Consider the following 20,872-nt stretch of genomic DNA (forward strand, 5'->3'; position numbering starts at 1 on the left):
AACAAACGTTGCATGCAAGGCTTGTTGGCAGGAAGTCCTCTATCTGCCAGCCGCAACGTGAGTGGCGCCGAGGGGCAAGTCCGGCTGCGAGACAACTCGCTCCAGGAGTGCCATCAGGCCGTCGGTGAACTCGTCGATCACCGACCTGTCGAACAGATCCGTCGCGTACTGGATCTTCCCGTGCAGGGATCCGCTCGCCAACTCCGCGAACCCGATGCTCAGGTCGAACATCGATGTCGACGCCGTGGTGTTTGCGAGCTCGTCGACGTCGAGGCCGGGCAACCCGGACCCGTGTCCACCGGTCTGCATGGTGATCATGATTTGGAACAGGGGGTGGTGCGAGCGGGAGCGGGCGGGCTTGAGCATGCGCACGAGGTGCTCGAACGGCAGGTCCTGGTTCTGGAACGCCAGGAGGTTGGCATCCTGGGTCCGGGCCAGGAGTTCCCGGAACGTGGGGTCACCCGATGTATCGGTGCGCAGCACGATCGTGTTGACGAAGCAGCCGATCAGGTCGTCCAGCTGGGCATCGGGCCTGCCGGCGACGGCTGCACCCAGAACGATGTCCGATCCGGCTCCCAGCCGCGTCAGCAGTGCCGCCAGGGCCGCATGCAGCACCATGAACGGTGTCGCGTTCGCGGTCCGGGCGAGCGACCGGATCCGGTCGTACAGAGCAGGCTCGACGAGAAAGTCAGCCGACGCACCGCGTGCGCTGACGGTCTTCGGGCGGGAGCGGCCGCTCGGCAGGCTGACCACGTCGGGGACGCCGGTGAGAGTTCGCTGCCAGACCGCGGCCTGCTCGGCGACGACGCTGGTGGGATCGTCCTCCTGCCCTAGCACCTCGTGCTGCCACAAGGTGAAGTCGGCGTACTGCACGGGCAGCGGCACGAACTCCGGTGCCCGGCCCTGCGTTCGAGCGACGTAGGCGGTGGCCAGGTCCCGGCACAGCGGGGCGACCGACCAGCCATCGGCGACGATGTGGTGTGCCACCAACAGGAACGCGTGTTCGTCAGTCGCCAGCGACAGCACCTCCGCACGCACCAGCAGTTCGTTCGCCAGGTCGAACTCGTGCCGGCACACCTGGGACGTCCATTCGGCCAGATCACCAGGTTCGCCCTGCTCCCGTTCCAGGCGCACGGTCACTTCCTCAGCGGGAAGGATCCGCTGGAACGGCCGGCCGTTGACATCGGGGAACACCGTGCGCAGGCTCTCGTGCCGCGCGACCAGATCGGTGAGTGCCGCTTCCAGCGCGTCCAGGTTCAGGTCGCCAGTGATCCGCCACTTGACCAGGGCGAGGTTGTACTGCGAGCTCGGTCCCTCGAGTTGATCGATGAACCACAGTCGCCGCTGTGCGAACGAGAGTGGCACGTGGTCCGGCCGCGGTGCGGGCGACAGAGCGACTCGCGCTGGTCCGTCCATCGTCTCGGCCGCCGCGGCCAGCGCCGCGACCGTCGGGTGCTCGAAAACCGTCCGGACGTTCAGTTCGACACCCAGCTCGGCGTGCACGCGCTTCAGCAAACGGATGACGAGCATGGAGTGCCCGCCCATGTCGAAGAAGTTGTTGTCGGCTCCGACCGACGGCACTCCGAGCACCTCGCCGAAGATCTGGCACAACGCCTTCTCCATCGGTGAGCGTGGTGGACGGCCACCGGCGCGCGCCAGTGCGGAGACGTCGGGAGCGGGCAAAGCCTGCCGGTCCAGTTTGCCGTTCGAGTTCAGCGGTAGCGCTTCAATCGCGACGAACGCGGACGGGACGACCGCCGCCGGAAGCAGTTGCGCCGCGTGCCGTCGCAGGTCGGCCGGTTCAGGCCGAGCGGACGTGGCGGGAACGACGTAGGAGACGAGCTGTTTGTCGCCTGAGCTGTTCTGGCGGAGGACCGTGGCCGCCTGGGCGACCAGCGGATGCCCACGGAGCACGGAGTTGATCTCGCCCAGCTCGACGCGAATGCCGTTGATCTTGACCTGGTCGTCGGTGCGGCCGACGAACACGAGCTCGCCCTGGCGGTTCCACCGGACGACGTCACCCGTGCGGTACATCCGCTCTCCGGGGGCTCCGAACGGGTTGGCCACGAACCGTTCCGCGGTGAGACCGGGACGGCGGATGTACCCGCGAGCCAGGCCCGCCCCCGCCAGGTAGAGCTCTCCGGCGACACCGACCGGGAGCGGCCGCAACCTCGCGTCGAGGACGTAGGTCTGGCAATTCCAGATCGGTTTCCCGATGGGCGCGACGGTCGGCCACAGATCGGGGTCGCCGGGCAGGGTCACCCCGGTGATCACATGGGTTTCGGACGGCCCGTAGTGGTTGAACACGGTGATCGCGGGTCGCTGCCGGTGGAACTCGCGCATGTGGCCGGTCAACTGGAACGGCTCGCCGCCCTGGATCACGGTGCGCAGCTGGTCCAGCCGGAGGTTCTGCTCGGTCGCCGCTTCGAGCGTGGCTCGTACCACGATGTCAGGGGCGAGAAACTCGTTGATGTTCCGTTGTTCCAGCCACCTGGCCAACGCGTTCGGGTCACGCCTGATGTCCTCTGACGGCACCACCACGGTTTGCCCGGTGAACAGCGCGGCGAGGATCTCCTGCTCGAACGCGTCGAAACTGATGGCGCTGAACTGCGACACCCTGGTTCCCGGCGCCGCGCCCATCGTCGCCATCTGCCAGGTCAGGAGGTTGATCAGCACCCTGGCCGTGACGACAACGCCCTTGGGGCGCCCGGTCGATCCCGACGTGTACACGACGTAGGCCGGAGAATCCGGCTCGAGCGGGGCCGGCCTGTCACTCGCGCCGGGGTCGGTTTCGGGACAGTCCGCGAGTGCCGCGGTGACATCCCGCCCGTCCAGGATCAGTGGCCGGCGATCCCCCAGATCGAGGTCCGGCGTCGCGGTCGTCAGGACGAGGGCGGGATCGGCGTCGTCGAGGATGTAGGAGATCCGATCCGCGGGGTAGTCGGGGTCGATGGGCAGGAAGGTCGCGCCCGCCTTCAGCACCGCCAGCATCGCGAGCAACGCTGTCGTCCGGGGAACCACCACAGCGACACACGACTCAGGTCCCGCTCCGTGCCGGATCAGCAGATGCGCGAGCCGGTTCGCCCTGGCGTTCAGCTCCGCGTAGGTGATCACGTCGTCCGGGGACTCGACCGCCACCGCGTCCGGGCTCCGCCGGACCTGGTCGGTGAACAGGCCGGGAAGGTCCTTCGTGGCGGGTCCGGCCGCGGTGTCGTTCCACATCCGGAGCACGAGTTCCCGCTCGGCCCGCACGAGGAAGTCGATCTCCGACAGACGTTGGCCGGGATCGGTGGAGACCTCGTCGAGAACGGTGGCGAGCCAGCCCGCCATCGACTGGGCCGTCTCCCGGTCGAACAGGCCCATGTCGTAGCCGAGGATGACGTCGATGCCGGCGGGAACACCGCCGTTCTTCCGCTCGACGAGGTAGACGGAGAGATCGAACTTCGCCTTGCTGTTCCTGGTCTGCAAAGCCTCCACTCGAGTGCCGTCGAGGCGAAGCCCGCCGTCGCCCCCCATGTCCTCCTGCCAGTTGGACATCACCTGGAACAGCGGGTTGCGGTTGGAGGAACGGGGCGGGTTGACCGCTTCCACCACCTGGTCGAACGGGACGGTGCTGTGGTCGAACGCGTCCAGGACCGTGCTCCGGGTCCGTCGCACCAGCTCGGCGAAGGTCGGGTCTCCAGCCAGGTCGATACGCAGCACCAGCGTGTTGATGAACATCCCGACCATTTCCTCGAGGGATGCGTCGTCACGACCGGCGTACGCCATGCCCAACGGGATGTCGGTACCGGCCCCGGCAAAGGACAACCACGCTGCAAGGGCGGCCTGGCACACGACGAACGCCGTGGAGTTCGTTGCCGCGGCCAGTGCGACGAGCCGTTCGTGCGTCGCGGAGTCGATGTGGACCTCGACGGTGCCTCCGACGTGAGCGGCGACGTCTGGCCGAGGCCGGTCGTACGGCAGTTCGAGCTCCTCGGGCAATCCCGCCAGGTGCCGGCGCCAGAACTCCAGTTGGGCCGCCGGGACCTCATCGTCACCGCCCCCGGCAGCCTCCAGGATCTCCTGCTGCCACAGAACGTAGTCGGAGTACCGCATCTCCAGGGGCTCGAACGGCGGGCGCTCCCCCGCCAGCCGCGAGGTGTAGGCGGTGGTCAGGTCGCGCAGCAGCAGCCGGTACGACCAGTCGTCTATCGCGATGTGGTGGAACACCAGCAGCAGCCGGTGCTCACCGTTCTCGAGCTCGAACAGCGTCGCCCGGATCGGGATGTCGTTGATCAGGTCGAACGGACGGCTCACTTCCGCGTCCATCGCTTCGGCGAGCTCTGGTCCAGCGATGCTCCGGCGGTGCAAGAGGTTCTCGGGCGAGCCCGCGTCGACGACCAATTGCGTGACGTCGTCGCCGATCAGCGGGTAGATCGTGCGCAGCACGTCGTGACGCTCGACCACGTCGGTCAGCGCCGCGGCCAGCGCATCGCGATCCAGTGGTCCAGAGATGTGGAAGACGCGCGCGACGTTGTAGGTCGACGATGGCCCGTTCGTCTGGTCGAAGAACCACATCCGGCGTTGGGCGTAGGACAGGTGAGCCATGCGAGATCCCCCAGAATCGCTGAACTGTCTGTTTCGCGGCTATGCGCTCTGCTCGGCGTTGTCGCGGGTGTCGTCGAAGTCGCGCATCTTCCGCAGCGGTGAGAAGAAGACCCACAGTCCGGCCAGCCACGCCCCAACGAAGGCGATCCAGAGCGTCGGCCGGACACCGATCGCCGTGCCGAGGACGCCGCCCAGCGCCGCGCCGAGCGGCGAGGTGCCGGCGACGATAAACCGGACGCTGGCGTTCATCCGGCCGAGCAGTGCCGGCGGCGTGATGACCTGGCGGTAGGTGACCTGTGCGACGTTGTACATGACGGCCATGGTCATGAAGAAGAACAGGCCCACCACGTACAGGAGAACGCCGAAACCGGGCTGTGCCAACGGCATCAGGAGGGACGGAAGGCCCAGGACGAGGATCGAGAACCAGATGATCCTGGCGCTGCCGACGCGCTTGGACATGCGGCCCGCCAGCGCGCCGCCCACTATGCCCCCGACCGCCGACACCGAGAAGATCAGGCCGACAAGAGCGGGCGCGACGTTCAGGATGCGAAGCAGGAAGACCATCTCCACGGCGAAACCCAGCGAGGAGAAGAAGTTCGATGTGCCGGTGCAAGCTACGACCTTGCGCAGCACCGGGTGCTTCACCACGAAGCGAAGACCTTCGAGGATGTCGTGCCGCATCTTGTGCCCGGCCGGCCGAGGCTCGATCGGAGGCTCCTGCTCGCGGATCAGGAACAGCGAGACCGCCGACACCGCGAAGGACGCCACGTCGATCACGATCGAGCGGATCACACCGACCAGGCCGACCAGCGCGCCCGCGATGGCTGGGCCCGCTGATTGGGCGAACGACTGCGTGGCCCCCAGCTTTCCGTTTCCGTCGAGCAGCTCGTCGCGATTGAGGAGGATCGGCAGATAGCTCTGGTAGGCGATCATGAAGAACACCGTCAGAACACCTGTCAGCAACGCCACCACCATCAGGTGGGGATAAGTGAGGCGCAATCCCAGGCCTGGAATGGTGGTAATCGGTATCGAGGCGAGAAGCACGAACCGGCCGATGTCGCACAGCAACATCATCTTTCGCTTCGGCAGCTGGTCGACGAGCGATCCCGCGTGCAATGACACCAGGAGGTTCGGTAGCGTCGTCATCGCCGACAACAGGCCGACCTCCAGTGTCGACGCATTCAGCACGAGCACCGCGACCATCGGCAACGCCAGCTGAGTGACTGCTGACCCGATGTCGCTGATCGACTGCCCTGCCCACAGCAGCATAAAATTCCTGTCGCGCCAAAGAGACTTGCTCCGACGCCGCTCGGAATTGTCGCTGTGCGATTCGGACGCCTTTGCGCCTACATTACTCACACGAGACATCCTGCCGCAGTGTTGACTCCAAGTCCAGCCCCTCCTTAAAGGCCCGAGCGGGTGACCGCTGCTCCACTCGGCCGCTTTCTCCGCGCGTTTAATTCATCATGCCGTCACAGCCCGGCCGGCCGGGCGTGAACCAGATGTAGACCGGTACCGCGGTACGCGGCGTCCTGATGCGCTTTCGAGGTGAACCCGCTCTCACGAAGAATGCGGCGAACGGCGGCGAGCTCACCGTCGCGATCGAGCACCTCCACAACCAGAAAGCCGATCTTGCGCCAGGTGTCGCCGTCGATGCCCTGCAGCACTTCGACTTCCGCGCCCTCCACGTCGACCTTGAGGAAGTCGATGCGCTCGATGGCGAAGTCCGCGACGAACCGGGTAAGCGTGGTGACCTCGCAGGCGACGTTGTGCCCCACCAGACGCTCCGCCAGCACGGCGTCCACCGCGTCCAAGACCGCGGCGCGGCGCTCGGGACCGGCGGTGTTCGCGACGTGTGCGCGCACGAGCTCCAGGTTGGCTTCGTCGTCGGGATCGAAACCGGACATCATCGTGTAGCCGGGGTAGTACGTCAGCTCGCGCCTTCCCACCGAGCCGCCCAGCGCGACGTTGTGAGCCGTGGCCCCGGGCAGAGCGCGGATGTTGTCCCGCAGCACGTCGAACACCTCCGGCACCGGCTCGAACGCGTGCACGAGCGCGCCGGGCCACTCGCGCGCCGCGAAGAGCGTGAACAGGCCGATGTTCGCGCCCACATCGACCACCACGGGGCGCTTGGGCAGCGTGACTCCACCGGGTGGCAGGTACACCGCATCGGTGAAGATCTCGTGGTAGAGGTAGTCGGTTTCGGCCTGGTTGACCTGGATCACGTTGAGCCCGTTGGGCAACATGCGCAGGGAGGTCACGAAGCCACCTGCTCGAATCGGGCGCCGAGTCGCGCGTCCGGCGCCGCCACGAGGTCCGCCACCAGCGCGAAGTACCGCGCCACGAGGTCTTCCGCGTCGGCTGCGGTGAACAGGGGTGTGCTGTAGCGCCACAACATCCGGGTGCCGTCCGGCTCGGGCAGGACGATGACGTCCAGGTCGAACTTCGCCCCGCCGTTGCTCGGAAACGACACCTCCACCGTCGTGCCCGGTCCGTAGTCCATGCAGGTGTCCGGCCAGTCGTTCATCGAGATGCTGGTCTGGAACACTGGGTTGCGGGATCGGTCACGCGATGTCGGCAGATTTTGGGTGATCAGGGGGAAAGGAACCTCCTGGTGGTCCATCGCCGCAGCCAGGCGGGACGTGGTCGATCGCACCAGCTCGGTGAAGGTGCGGGATCGCCAGCTCGCGTAAGAGAAGGCGCAGGTGTTGACGAACATGCCCACGGTTCGGTCGATTCCGGGCAGCCGCCGATTGCGGAGTCCACCGCCGATGACCGGGGTGTCGTTCCGGCAGACCTCGCCGACCAGCACGGCGTAGGCCGCCATCAGCACTGCGAAAGGCGTGGCCCGTACCGAGTTCGCGAACTCGTGCACGAGGGCATCCAGCTCTGCCGGCAACCGAATGTCGCAGGTGTCCCCCTGGTGTGGGAAGACTGGAGGCCTGCGCTCCTCGAACGGCCAGTGCAAGGGCTCGGCGGGTGGGCCGATCTCGCGGAGCCAGTGCTCGACCTGCCGCTCCGCCTGCTCGCTGTGCGACCACTCCTGCTGCCACCGCGTGTAGTCCGCATAGGACACGCGATCGGAGCCAAGGTCAACCGGCTCGCCAGCGGTCAACTGCCGATACGCCGTGGCCGTGTCCTGCAACAGCACCCACATCGACCAGCCGTCGTGCACGAAGTGGTGCTCGACCTGGACCAGGATGTGCCGGTCCGCGGCTTCCCGGACCAGCAGCCACCGGATACCGGGCTCGACGGCCAGGTCGAAGACGTGCCTGCCGGCCCGCCGTACCACCTGAGCGGTGGTCGTGGCGTCGTCCGCCGTCAGGTCCAGCACGTCGAGGGCGACCACGACGTCCTGGCGGACCCTCTGCTCCTCGACGCCGTCGGCGACGTTCTCGACGAACCTCGTCCGCAACACGGGGTGCCGGGCGACGACCGCGCCCAATGCCGCGCGGAGCCGGTCGGGGTCCAAGGGGCCGCCGACGCGGACCTGTGCGATGGAGTTGTACCCCACCGTGCCCGGCGCCAGCGTCTCGAGGAACAGGATCACCTGCTGCTGGACCGAGAGCGGCACCCGAGCTCCGGCGGCGGTCTGCTGCCAGGACGGATCCGTGCCGTGCCCGTTGGTCAGTCCGAGAACCTCAGCGGCCAGCGCGCTCGGAGTCCCCGCCCGGTACAGGGACTCGGTGGACACGCGAACGCCGTAGTCCTTGTGCATGGCTCCGATGAGCTGCATGGCCACCAGAGAGGTACCGCCGGCTTCGAGGAAGTGGTCGTGCACCCCGACCGCACGCCCCAGAACCCGTGTCCACAACCGCGCCATCTCCGCCGCGTCGGACAGCGGTCCGATGGCAGCGTCGCCGTCCGCGAGTCCGCTCGACCCCCGCGCCAGCAATGCACCCAGTGCCGCGCGGTCAGCCTTGCCAGAGGCCGTCAACGGCACGTGCTCGAGGAAAGCCACGACGCTCGGCAGCATGTACGACGGCAGCTCGCCCACGAGGCCGGCTCGGATCCCGGCTTCTGTCAACCGGGCGTCGCCACGCACCACCAGCCCCAGCTCCCGGTTCCGTTGCCCGTCCACGACCACGGCGAACGCCTCGTCGACGCCGGGCAGCGAACGCGCCGCGTACTCGATCTCGCCGAGTTCGATCCGGTAGCCGGCGACTTTCGCCTGGTTGTCCAACCGGCCCAGGAACTCCATCCAGCCGTCCGCCGTCCACCGCACCCGGTCGCCGGTTCTGTACATGCGACCGTCCAGCTCCGGGGACCAGGGATCGGGCAGAAAGCGCTCCGCGGTCAGCTCCGGGTCGTTGAGATATCCCGCGGCGACGCAGGCACCACCGACGTAGAGCTCGCCCTGCTCTCCGACGTCACAGGGAGTGCCGTCCTCCCGCAGGACGTAGCAGCGGACGTTGCTGATCGGATGGCCGTAGGGAACGCTGGGCCACCGCGGATCGACTTCGGACACGACGAAGTCGTTGGTCCAGACCGTGGTCTCGGTCGGACCTCCGAGCGCCACCAGCGTCGCCTCGGGGAACTCGCCGGCCAGGGCACCGTGAGCGCTCAGCGGCACCCAGTCCCCGCTCAGGAACACCCGGCGCAGGTTGCGCCGGTCTCCACCCGTGCGGCCGTGCACCAACGGCAGCACTGACATGAGCATCGAAGGAGCCGAGTTCCACAGGGTGACCGGGTGCGCAAGCAGCGCGCCAGCGATGGCGTCCGGTTCCGCCAGCCGCCGATCTGGCAACAGGAGCAGGCACGCGCCGGCCGCCAGCACCCCGAAGATGTCGTAGACGGACAGGTCGAATGTGTAGGCGGTGACCTGCAGCAGCAGATCTCCCGGGCTCACTCCGTGACGCTCGTTGAACCAATGCACGAGGTTCACCACGCTGGAGTGCCGCACACCCACCACCTTGGGTGTTCCGGTCGAGCCGGACGTGGTGATGGCATACAGGAGGTCAGTGGGCAGTGCGGCCGCCGGCGGCTCGGTCACCGTGCCGCCCGTGTCCTCCGTGGACTCTCCGATGATCAGCACCTGGTCCAGGCCCGTGACCGCCTGGGCAATCTCCTCGCCGAGCTCCTGATACACGGGTGAAACGACCAGCGCGGCAACCGGCAATGCGGCGAGGACTCCGGCCCCGCGGCTGGTCGGCCACCGGCTGTCCAGCGGAACGTAGAAGGCTCCGCACCGCGCGACCGCCAGGATGGCGGCGATCGTCCGCGGCTCGTGGTCGGCCAGAACGGCCACGGCGTCGCCACGTCCGACCCCGGCGGCACGAAGCCACGCGGCCATGCGCTTGCTCTGGTTGCGCAGCTCACGATACGTGACCGCCACTCCGTCGGAGGTGCGCAGCGCGGGTTGGTCCGGATGACGCAGGGCTGCCGCGTCCACCAGGTCGGTGATGACCAGGTCCGGGTCCACGGGACGGTCGGTGGCGTTCTGCTGCTGGACCAGCAACGGAAATTCGTCGAGCGACGATCGGCCGGTAGTCAACTCAGCTGCCCTCCGGTGTCCTGCGGAAAATGCCGTCGATCATGAGCATCTGCCCGGTCTGGTCGTCGTCACCGCCGTTCTGTTCTGAGGCGACCACGGAGAATCCCCGTTCGGCCAGGAACGGCAGCACGTCCGCGAAGACCGGAGCGTTGTGGTAAACGCTGACCAGCAAGAGTTGGTCGCGGCCGAGTTCGGGCCACAGCGAGCGCATCGGCACTCGCACGACGTCCTCGACGACGTCGGAGGGCCACGCATGAGCATGGCTGTCGTTCGGTTCGAACACCGACGTGCCGAGCGAACTGCGGGACACGTGTAGGTCGATCTCACCGTCCTCCGGGCCGAGAGCGAGGTTGTGGCACTCCCAGCGATCGTCCGGCCGGGCGGCCTCCGCGAGCGCGCGGAACGGCTCGGGCGCCGGCTCGAACGAGATGCCGCGGCCGTCGAATCCGCACTCACGTGCCCACGCCGTGTGCTGGCCGCCGTTGGCCCCAACGTCGACCAGCACATCGACGTCGTAGAACAACGCTGACCCCCTGGCTCGCGGCGACAGCGGGGTTTCGCTGAACGGCGGGAAGTCTGGCGAATCGAGCTCCACCAACGGAGTCATCACAACTGTCCTGTCGGGACGTTTCGGAACCACTGCTGCCACCGGTGCTCCGGTGTCCAGGTCACTGATGAACCGCGTGGAGGCGGTGATCCGCGGACGAGGTGACACGAGCCAATGCCTGCGCCATCAGCTGCACGGTCTCCGCCACGTCGGCGGCGGTGGTGATGAGCGGCGGCATGACCATGATCGCGGTGCCCTGGGAGCGGATGATCAGCCCGCCGCGGCGCGCCTCGGCGACCACGGCGGACGCCGTCTCCTGCTCGTCCACCTCGATCGTGGCCACCAGCCCCAGCCCGCGGACGTCGATCACCGACGGGTGGTCCTCCAGCTCCCGTAGACCCGACAGGAGCTCGCTGCCGCGCACTTTCGCGTTGCCCACGAGGCCCTCGTCCGCGATGACCTCGAGTGTCTCCGCGGCGACGGCACAAGCGACAGCGTGACCACTGGTGGTGTGCCCGTAGCGCAGTCCGCCGATCATTGGTTCGTGGCGGAAGGAGCCCTTGATCTCGGGGGTTGTCGACACCGCCGCGAGCGGCACGTACCCGCCGCTGATCCCCTTGCTCATGGTCACCAGGTCCGGGGTGACTCCGTCGTGGTCAAACCCGAACATCCGCCCGGTGCGCCCGAATCCGCAGAACACCTCGTCCAGGACGAGCAGCGTGCCGTACTGGTCGCACAACCGCCGCAGCTCGGTGAGGAAGCCCGCGGGCAACACGATGCCGCCGCCGACGTTGAGCAGTGGCTCGACCATCACGGCCGCGGCGGGTGGGCCGGCGGCGAGGGCCGTGGCGAACGCGCCGGCCAAGGCCTCCGCGCCCCCGGCCGAACGCAGCTCGCGTGGCGGTACCGGGAGCCGCACGTGGTCGATGGGAAACGGTGCGGCCCAGTCGCTGGCGTTCGACGGCAGCCCTGACAGCTTCTGGGCCAAGGCGGTCGAGCCGTGGTAGCCGGCCTGGAAGGTGATCACCCGGTCGCGCGGGGCGCCCATGTTGCGCCAGTACTGGCTCACGATCCGCATCGCGGCCTCTGTCGCTTCGGAACCGCTGTTGACCAGGAACGTCTCCCCCAGGTCGCCGGGGAGCAGCCGGGCGAGCCCGGCCGCCAGTGCCTCCGCGGCGGGGTGCGTGAACGCGCTCAGTTCGAAGTGCGCCAGCTGTTCGAGCTGCCGGGCCGCGGCCTGCAGCAGGCGCGGGTGGCCGTGCCCGCAGGAGGCGTTCATCATCCCGGAGATCCCGTCCACGTACCAGGTTCCGTCCGCGTCCCGTACCCGAGTGCCGCGCCCTTCGACCATGACCACGGGGTCGGTCGCCGCGGCGACCGGCGTCCACGGCCGCCAGAAGGTGCTGGTGGGCGTTGCAGAGCTCATACAGATCTCCTGGCGTAGTGGTGGGCGCGCCGGTCGGCCGGACTCGGGTCAGATGCCCAGGCGACGTTTGGCGTCGGCGAAGAACGGGATGTGCCGGTAGTCCCCGGTTTCGGCGTCGAAGTCGGTGTACCGGTTGGCAAGGGCGAGGAGTTGGGCCTTCACGTGTTCCACCGGGTGCGCGTGGACGAGACGCTCGACGTCGGTGATCTCCTTGAGGAAGGCGCGAAGCACGTCGGGCAGCTCCGGCCTGAGGTGGATTCGGCCGTCGATCACCGCGATTCCACCCGCTTCGATCAGATAGGTGAACAACAGCTGGGAGGCGACAGCGTCGTAGTTCGGCCGAGCCTTCCCCTCAACCGAGTACCGCAGCAGGCGCTCGGCGAGGACGAACTGGTAGGCCAGCGCGGACATCCGCGGGTCGAGTCGGTCGTCGTCGAGGCACGCCAGCATGGACGAAACGTCCGTGCGCAACTCCTCCAGCCCTGCCAGCGCCTTCGACTTCTTGGCCGGCAGGTACTCGGGAATCGGCATGTCGCCCTGGCGATGGTGGTACTCGTGCAGGTGCACCCACCACGCCGACGCCGCCTCCAGGGCGGTCTCGTCCGCGACGCGGACGAGCGGGAACGCCTCAGGGTCGACGATCTCGGCGAGCAGCTTGCGGGTGATCCGCAGGTGCCGTTCGACGAACTTGTCGATGAAGTAGAAGACCAGGTCCTCAGGCTCCTGCGAGCCGTCGAGGTGGTTTTCCGGGAAAAGTGCGACCACGGTCCGTGCGGCGAACCCGGTGGACATCCGTTCGATGACGACCGGCATAGTCGGGCTCGGGTAGTGCTCGGCCAGGCGCGAGTCGGTGTGCAGCGTGCGATAAGTCAGGTACTCCAAGGACAACGACGGGAAGTAAGACGCATCGAACAACCCGAAGATGGTGTTCTCGGCTGAGGCGTTGACCAACGCCTTCGTTCGCGACAGCCGCCCACCCAGGGTGAATTCCCTCAGGTCGTCGACGAGCGCCCGCACCACCGGGCGCGCCGCGAGCGCGGGTGAACCGGCCAGCTGATCGGCGAGATCGGCGAGGAAACCCGGCTCGCGGAAATCGCTCCGTTGCCCGTGCACCCGCTCACGTAACCGGTTCACCTCGTCGACGATCCGGTCAACGTCGAACGAAGCGGCCCCGCTGGGGTCGGCCTGAGTAGTGGCCGTTCGCGCGCTCACCTGAGCGCACCCACCAGTGCGGAGTCGAAGTCATTGAGCGCCCTGGCCCAGTTTCCGGTGTACTCCAGCGCCAGCCGCTCGAACTCCGCTCGCTGATCCTCGGTGACCACCATGGCGGTCATGCCGGTCTCATGGTCACTCACCGAGCTGGCGTGCGAGGTCTCGGCCTTGATGTGGGAGTCGATCCAGTCCAGTGCGCCCGGATCTCCGTACAGTTTGGTGTCCCCCAGGTCGACCTTGGTGTAGACGCGGCGGAAAGCGACGGCGATGTCAAGCGCGATCGCCTCGACCACACGCAGTTGCACAGCGGCACCGAGCGGCTCCTCGGCGAGCCGCCGCATGTTCGCGATCAGTGCGGCAACCCCGTCGGTCGTAGCGGCCGCGGCCGTGGCCTCGGCCGGCGAAACAGCGTTCGCGAGCGGTGCGACGATCGAGTCCGCCCACCAAACGTAGTGCACACCGTCCGCCCCCTTGGGCGAGACCGCGGCGAACTCGGGGGCGAGGTTGGCCATGTCATCACCGATGACCTGGTAGGCGGTCTGGTATGCGCCCAGCACCTCGCGGTCGGGCTCGGTACCGGTGCTGAACTCGCGGGCCAGCAAACCGAGGCTGGCGACGGTGGTGAACATGAACGCGCGGGTCATCGCCTGCCACTGCAACGCGATGCGCAGTCCAGCGACTGGTTCCACGCGCTCGACGGACCGGGCGTCGGCGAAGAACCGATTGTCCGGGCGGACCAGGCCCGCATCGGCGATGATCTGGGTGATGCGGTCCTCGAACGACATGGTGTAGGTGCTCATCGACTACCTTGCTGGGGTTGGGGAAGTGGACGGGAGAGTCACGCTGGTTCGTGCCTCCGCCACGATGGCCGCGATACCGCGCACCGTCGGGGCGCCGAACATCTGGCTCATGGCAGCCTGCACGCCGAGCTCGGTACGCAGGCGGTTACGCAGTCGCATCAGCCGCAGGGAGTTACCGCCAAGATCGAAGAAGTCCGCGTCCGCGGTCGCGACGCGGACACCGAGCACGTCGGCGAAGATCTTCGCGACGGCGGCCTCAACGGGTGGGAGAGGCTGGGCCCCCGGTGCGTCCGCCGAATCGCCCGAGGTCGGCCAACATGCCATCAGAGCGGGCCGGTCGACCTTCAGGTTGACGGTCAACGGCAACTCGTCGACCTGCTGGAAGTACGCGGGAACCAGGTAGTCGGGAAGCTCCAGGTGCAAGTCCGCGCGAATGGCCGGCACGTCCAACCGGCTGTCCGCGGTAAAGAACGCGCACAGGCTCGTGGTCGCGTCCTCGTCCCTGCGCGCCAACACGACCACGCTTCGGACGCCAGGCAGCCGGGCCAGCTGGTGCTCGATCTCCCCGAGCTCCACCCGATGGCCACGCACCTTCACCTGATCATCCCGCCGACCCAGGAACTCCAGCTGTCCTTCGGCGTTGAGCAGCGCGATGTCGCCGGTGCGATACAGGCGCCCAGGATTTCCCACCGCTCCGGTGAATGCGGCGGCATCGAGCTCCGAGTGGTTCAAGTAGCCGGTACACAGGCCGTCTCCTCCGACGTGCAGCTCGCCCGGAACACCGACCGGTTGCGGACTGCCGTCCTGGTCGAGCACCCAGGCCGTGGAGTTCGCGATCGGCCTGCCGATCGGCACACGCTCGGTGTGGGCGTGGGCGTGGGTGACGCGGTACGCGACCGAGAAGGTCGTGTTCTCCGTCGGGCCGTAGACGTGCGTGAAACTGCTCCGAGGGCAGGCCTGTACCGCCGTGGCGACGTGCCGCGCGGACGCGAACTCACCGCCGAAGAGCACCTGACAGCCGTCAAGAACCGACGCATCCTCCTCGACCAACTGGTTGAACAATGCCGTGGTGAGAAAGAGCGTGTTGACCCCGTGACGCGTGATCGCCGCGGCGAGTTCCGCCGCGCCGAGCACTGTGTGGTCCGACGGGAGCACGAGCTCGCCACCGTTGAGCAGTGCACCCCAGAATTCGAACGTCGTGGCGTCGAACGCGATCGCGCCCGTCTGCAGGATGGTGGTCTCGGGCGTCAGGTCGACGTAGCCGGTGTTCCGGACCAACCTCACCACAGCGCGGTGACTGACCACAACTCCCTTCGGCCGCCCTGTCGTGCCGGACGTGTACATCACGTAGGCGGCGTCCTCCGGTCGGACGGCGAGAGTGGGCAGCTCGGCCTGCGGCGGCTCGAGTGTGCTGATATCGAGAGTCGGGACGGGCGCCGTCACCGCCGGGTCGTCCACCAGCAGGATGACCGCGCCGCTGTCGTCGACCAGCAGGTCCCGCCGGGCGGTGGGAACCCCGAGGTCGATCGGGACAAACACCGCACCGAGCCGCAGTACGCCGAGAAGTGCCGCGATCATCGACGGTGACTTGCGAAGCTGGAGCGCAACGCGGTCACCGGGTTGCACCCCCCTGGCGAGCAGCGCACTCGCCACCTCGACGGCCCGCGACAGCAGCTGGACGTAGGTGAGCGACCCGTCGTCGTGGCTCACCGCGACGCATTCAGCTCGCCGCATGGCCACACCGGCGAAGAGCTCGAAGATCGAAGCGTCACGCGGGTAGGGTGCGCGGGTGTCGTTGATGGCTGTCCACTGACCTCGTTCGGCGGCGGACAACAGTTGCGCTTCGCCGATCGTCGTGGCCGGCTGCAGGACGTCGATCCGCAGCAGGTTCTCAAGATGGCACAACAGACGCTCGACGAAGTCCGCGGTGTGCACGTGCTCATGGAAATCAGCGCGCAACGTGATGCCGGTCGACGTCTTCACTTTCGAGATCGTCAGGTCACCCGCAGCTGGGCCGGCGGGTTCGCCGTAGGAGTAGTTGAATTTGGCGTCATGGGGCGCGCTCGTGGCGTCAGACAGCTTGGCGAGTTCCACGGCCACGGTGCCGCGATGCTGCTCAAGCGACAGGTCGGCCGGCATCTCAGCCGTGATGGACGAGATGGATCCGCTGCGGAGAACACCCATGCGGAAAGATCTTCCACCGGAGTACTTGCTCGCGAGGACCAGAGCGGCCGCAACAACAAAACTGTCCGCGTCAGGGGCGATCTGAGCGGACAGGTCAGCGGCAAGTGCACGCGTCCGGTGCGCGTTGACACAGTTGCCTGCGCGATTGCACACCGCACCGGCCGGGAGCGCCGATGGCACGGCGACGCTCGCGGCGTCTTCAGTGATGATCATTTCGTCATCCTTTGGCTAAGTGCACGGCTCACTGCCAGATGAATTCATCGCGGAAGTACTCCGCTGCGCAGCAGAAAGCCCGACTCTCGTAGAGGACCGCGCGCCTGAACGAAACAAGTCAGCCAAACCTGCACAGAGGAAGCGAACGCGTTCGGCGCACGGAGTCTCGACCCGGCTCCCACAGGGCGATGCCCACGCCGAACCATTTCGAGGGCGGTCACGCCGCCGGGGAAACGCGCAGCTCAAGGCGTGCGGTTACCACACACCGAGCAACCGCCTCCATCGTCAGCGAGGCAGCGAGCCCGTCAGCACGACGCGCTTCCCGGAGCATGGCCGGGCAGAACTCGTGGCGCTCTCATCAACAGGCAGTTCAAGACTGACCCCCCCGGTCGTCAAAACTTCCTCGAATCCGGACAACCCTGTCCGACTTCGCAACTCCAAACTGGAGTGCGGCCTGGATGCGAACTCAGTGTCCGCTCTGATCGACAACGTAGCCATAATCGTTATACCTGGCGTCTGCGGACTTGTCCAGCCGTTACCAGACTTCCCTGGCAGAGCACCGAACCGCCTGCTGCGACAGCAGCGTGGCCAACCGTGAAATCAGGGCTGGACTCAGCACCGAGTCTGGTGCATGATCGGCCTATGACCGATGTGGACGCTCGACGTCAACGTCGTCAGCTGGGGGGATCAAACGGGCGTGGTAACCACCCCCTGCTGGCGTGCCCTGCACTGCCATGCCGAACTTCTCGATCATCGGTCTCATCACAGAGATGATCTTCCTGTTTCACCGGCCGGATCTGGCCTTCTCCGTGTCTGAACCAGCGGGATAGTGGCCGGACAGGTTCGCACTCAACGCGTTCGCGAATACCGGCATGGGCGTTGCTGAGACATTCAGGTTCCGCTGACCCAAGCTGGTCAGCAGGTATTTCTTTACGTCAAGGCCCTGTTTGTTGCACTACGGCGACCGCTGTCCACGGCAACGCCGACGATAGGCGTGGGCCGGGGTGTCAGGAAATGATCTGTGCGAATCTTGGGGGGATACGAGTGACGCCAAGTCGTCAAACCCACTACGACCACGTCGTGGTGGGCGCTGGATCGAGCGGCGCGGTACTGGCCGCCCGCCTGGCCTGTCTCACCGACCGCAGTGTCCTGCTCGTCGAGGCCGGCCCCGACTACCACGCCCGCTCTCTCCCGCCAGAACTGCGCAACGGACGAACACCCGCATTGGGCTCGCACGACTGGGGGTACACCCTCCGCGGACCCGGTGACCGGAATTTGTGGCTGCCACGCGGCAAGATCGTGGGTGGTTGTTCGGCTATCAACACCTGCATCGCGCTCCGGCCGGAGCCGGGTGACTTCGACGACTGGCCATCCGGTGCGCAGACCTGGTCATGGGACCACGTTCTCGATGCCTTCACCGCCATCGAAACCGATGCCGATCACGTCGAGTACCACCATGGCCGGTCCGGCGCGTTACCGGTGGCCAGGACACCCGTCGAGCAGATGACGTCGCTGTCCCGCAGCTTTCTTTCGGCGTGTGTGCGGGCGGGCCACGACCGAGTCGACGACCACAACGAACCTGGCACCAGCGGAGTCGGCGCCCTGCCCCTGAACCTCGGCGCCTCCCTTGAGAGGGTCTCCGCCGCGACCGCGTTCCTAGAGCCCGCTCGACTCCGGCCCAACCTCACGATCATGGCGCAGGCCACCGTCGACTCGCTCCTGTTCGCCGGGGACCGGGTGGTGGGCGTGCAGATCATCGCCGAGGGACGCGCCCACCGGATCGGAGCCGACGAGGTGACGGTCGCCGCAGGCGCGGTGGGCACCCCGGCCGTCTTGCTGAGGTCAGGCATCGGACCGGCAGCGGACCTTCGCGCTCTGGGCATCGACGTGGTCGCCGATCTGCCCGCCGTCGGAGCCAACCTCGCCGACCACTCGCAGGTCCCGCTCCTGTGCGCGCCGGCATCCGGTGCCGTCGACACCTCCGCACCATGTGCCGAGGCGGTCCTCCGGTACACCTCCGACGGCTGGGGACCGACCAACGACATGCAGCTCTGTCTGCTCAACCACGTCGAGATGAGCGCCTACGCACCGCACCTCGCGCACTTGTGCGAGAGCTCGCACGCTTTTGTGATCACGGCCAACCTCATGCGACCGGATTCGCGCGGAACCGTGCGCCTCACCAGCCGTGACCCAGTCCGGCCTCCGGAGATCCGGCTCGACTACCTGGCGGCGGCATCCGACCGGATCCGGCTTCGCGAGGGACTGCGACTGGCACACCGCATCGCGGCCGACGAGGAGATGCGCGGGCACGTGCAGCGCGTGCTTGGGGCCGACGAGCTCACGTTCGCGGACGACGCGAGCGTAGATCGGTACGTCGCGCACCAAGTGCAGACCGCCCATCACCCCACTGGCACCGCGGCGATGTCGGCCGATCCCGGCTCCGGCGTCGTCGACAGCGCGTGCCGGGTCTTCGGCACCGAGGGACTGCGCGTGGCGGACGCGTCCATCATCCCGTCTTCTGTCCGAGCCAACACCAACCTGACCTGCATGATGATCGGTGAGCGCGTAGCCAGGCTGCTTGCCGGAACCGCTCGAATGGAGTCGGTCGTTGAACGAGTTTGAGGTGAAGCACATCCCGGACGACTTCCTCGTTCGCGAGAGCGTGGCGGTGCGCCAGACCCCGAGGGAGTCGGCGACCCATCGGTTGTTCCTGCTGCGCAAGTGTGGTTACACCACGATGGAGGTCGTCAGAGCGATCGCGGCCGCGGCCGGCGTCACCGAGGGCTCAATCGGGTACTGCGGGCTCAAGGACGAGGACGGCGTCACCGAACAGCTCATCTCGGCTCCGGTGGCCATTCCGATCCCCACGTCCGACGAAGCGGACGCGGGCACCGGCGGCCGTTGGTACACCACGCAGCACTACGGGTTCACCAACACATCGCTGCGAGTCGGTCAGATGGAGGGCAACAGCTTCAAAGTTGTGCTGCGCAACATCGAACCCGAGCACTTCACCGGGTTCTTCGGTCGCAAGAAGATCAACTTCATGTTCCTGAACTACTTCGACACCCAGCGGTTCGGCGTTCCCAACGGCCCGCACCTCACGCACCTGGTCGGCGCGGCCATGCTCGAGGACCGCTGGGACGACGCCAGGAAGATTCTGATCGAGCTGAACTCCCCGGAGAGCGAGCTCGCCGCGGACTGGCCGGGACCGAGCCGCGACTTCTTCTTCCAGCTCGACGAACGGGTGACGTCCTTCTACCCGGCCGCACACGCCTCCTTCGCCTGGAACGAGAACCTCGCCGAGCTCGCGACGGCGACCGCCGGCGCCGATGTCCGCCGGATCACCGTCGACGGGATCGACTTCACCTACGTCACCAAGTCCGCGGACGCGGCGCGCGTCCTGGCCAAGGCCTACGAGCTGCCGACCACGAAGTACAGGTTCGACGGCGGCGCGCCGGCGCGCTCGGCGTCGGTGCGAGCGACCGTGGCCCAGACGGTGATCGAGGTGGACGGCCGCGCGGACGACGAGTACTTCCCCGGACGCAAGCGCGTCGAGCTCAGCTTCTTCCTGCCGTCGGGTTCGTACGCGACGGCGGCCATTAGGCAGCTCGCCGCGCAGGTCTCATGACCGTCGCGGTCACGGAGGCGTCGGTGGTGATTTTCGACGTCGAAGGCGTTATCCTGGACACCGAGCCAACGTGGGACAAAGCGCAGGAAATCCTGCTATCACGACGCGGGCACACCTACGACCGAAGTGCACTGAAACACCTGATCACCGGCTTGGGGGATGCTCAGGCCATTTCAGTTATCGTCGACCACTATGAACTGGACGACGATCCCTTCGAACTGGCCGGCGAACGCCACGAACTCATGAAGGAACTTCTCAGTCGTGGAGTGCGGTACATTCCGGGAGCCTGGGAGTTCATAGCCGCCGCAGCCACTTCTGCGGACATCTGCGCGGCCACGTCAATGAATCCCCACCTGCTCGGCGCGGTACTGGCGGGATCGGACCTGCAGGCACGGTTTCCCGGCCCGATGTTCACCACGGGCGCGGGCATCGCGGCCAAGCCCGCGCCGGACCTGTTCCTGCACGCCGCCACCGAGTTGGGTGCCACACCGGATGACTGCCTGGTCATCGAAGACTCACCGACGGGAATCGCTGCCGCGCGAGCGGCAGGTATGCGGTGCGTCGCCCTGTGCACCACGCACGAGCGACATCGTCTGCGCGACGCCGACCTGGTGGCCGAGCGCTGGGCCGAGGTACCGCGACCCGCCGGCAGTAGACGGCCCGGGGCTAGATCGAGAACACCGAACGGGACTTGCCAGGAAAGCAAGTAACCCCGATGGCTCGAAGGCCCGGTTCGAGGGGCGGTGCGTGCGGTCTCATCCCGCACGCACCGCCTCGAAAA

Annotated in this window: 12 protein-coding genes; 3 read left to right on the forward strand and 9 right to left on the reverse strand. The window is 67.1% G+C overall.

The genetic code is table 11. From position 1 onward, the window contains the following. Window positions 1-39: 39 nt before the first annotated feature. From JJ691_RS26125 to JJ691_RS26165, 9 genes are all read right to left on the reverse strand, one after another. A complete protein-coding gene (locus JJ691_RS26125; protein ID WP_211762283.1) occupies window positions 40-4,587 on the reverse strand; it encodes a non-ribosomal peptide synthetase in 4,548 nt (1,515 codons plus the stop codon). Between the two features lie 39 nt (window positions 4,588-4,626). Beyond that, window positions 4,627-5,955, reverse strand: coding sequence for an MFS transporter (locus JJ691_RS26130; RefSeq protein WP_256449305.1), 1,329 nt, complete (start codon window positions 5,953-5,955; stop codon window positions 4,627-4,629). 104 nt (window positions 5,956-6,059) lie between these two features. Then, window positions 6,060-6,848, reverse strand: a complete 789-nt coding sequence (locus tag JJ691_RS26135; RefSeq protein WP_211762285.1) for an FkbM family methyltransferase — start codon at window positions 6,846-6,848, stop codon at window positions 6,060-6,062. Further along, window positions 6,845-10,081, reverse strand: a complete 3,237-nt coding sequence (locus tag JJ691_RS26140) for a non-ribosomal peptide synthetase (protein WP_211762286.1) — start codon at window positions 10,079-10,081, stop codon at window positions 6,845-6,847. Before JJ691_RS26140 ends, JJ691_RS26135 begins: the two co-directional genes overlap by 4 nt. Before the next feature lies 1 nt (window position 10,082). Next, a complete protein-coding gene (locus JJ691_RS26145) occupies window positions 10,083-10,688 on the reverse strand; it encodes an FkbM family methyltransferase (protein WP_211762287.1) in 606 nt (201 codons plus the stop codon). A 61-nt stretch (window positions 10,689-10,749) separates the two neighbouring features. Further along, window positions 10,750-12,054 (reverse strand): aminotransferase family protein, encoded by a 1,305-nt coding sequence (locus JJ691_RS26150; RefSeq protein WP_211762288.1) that lies wholly within the window; start codon window positions 12,052-12,054, stop codon window positions 10,750-10,752. Window positions 12,055-12,102: 48 nt separating this feature from the next. After that, complete coding sequence (locus JJ691_RS26155; RefSeq protein ID WP_211762289.1) at window positions 12,103-13,266, reverse strand: DUF6421 family protein; 1,164 nt, start codon at window positions 13,264-13,266, stop codon at window positions 12,103-12,105. After that, window positions 13,263-14,066, reverse strand: coding sequence for a DUF6202 family protein (locus JJ691_RS26160; RefSeq protein WP_211762290.1), 804 nt, complete (start codon window positions 14,064-14,066; stop codon window positions 13,263-13,265). Before JJ691_RS26160 ends, JJ691_RS26155 begins: the two co-directional genes overlap by 4 nt. Window positions 14,067-14,069: 3 nt before the next feature. Then, the gene (locus JJ691_RS26165) at window positions 14,070-16,463 is read right to left on the reverse strand and encodes a non-ribosomal peptide synthetase (protein WP_211762291.1); all 2,394 of its coding nucleotides are present in this window, start codon (window positions 16,461-16,463) and stop codon (window positions 14,070-14,072) included. Window positions 16,464-17,543: 1,080 nt separating this feature from the next. Here JJ691_RS26165 and JJ691_RS26170 point away from each other — a divergent pair. From JJ691_RS26170 to JJ691_RS26180, 3 genes are read left to right on the forward strand one after another with little or no spacing between them, the layout of a single operon-like run. Then, window positions 17,544-19,085, forward strand: coding sequence for a GMC family oxidoreductase (locus JJ691_RS26170; RefSeq protein ID WP_211762292.1), 1,542 nt, complete (start codon window positions 17,544-17,546; stop codon window positions 19,083-19,085). Beyond that, window positions 19,072-20,091 carry a tRNA pseudouridine(13) synthase TruD gene (truD, locus tag JJ691_RS26175; RefSeq protein ID WP_211762293.1) on the forward strand — a complete coding sequence of 340 codons (1,020 nt, stop codon included), beginning with the start codon at window positions 19,072-19,074 and terminating at the stop codon, window positions 20,089-20,091. Before JJ691_RS26170 ends, truD begins: the two co-directional genes overlap by 14 nt. After that, on the forward strand, window positions 20,088-20,801 hold the full coding sequence (locus JJ691_RS26180) for an HAD family hydrolase (RefSeq protein WP_211762294.1): 714 nt from the start codon (window positions 20,088-20,090) through the stop codon (window positions 20,799-20,801). The genes truD and JJ691_RS26180 overlap by 4 nt, the downstream gene beginning before the upstream one ends. Window positions 20,802-20,872: the final 71 nt, after the last annotated feature.

The organism is Kutzneria sp. CA-103260 (genome assembly GCF_018263855.1).
Taxonomy (GTDB): Bacteria; Actinomycetota; Actinomycetes; order Mycobacteriales; family Pseudonocardiaceae; genus Kutzneria.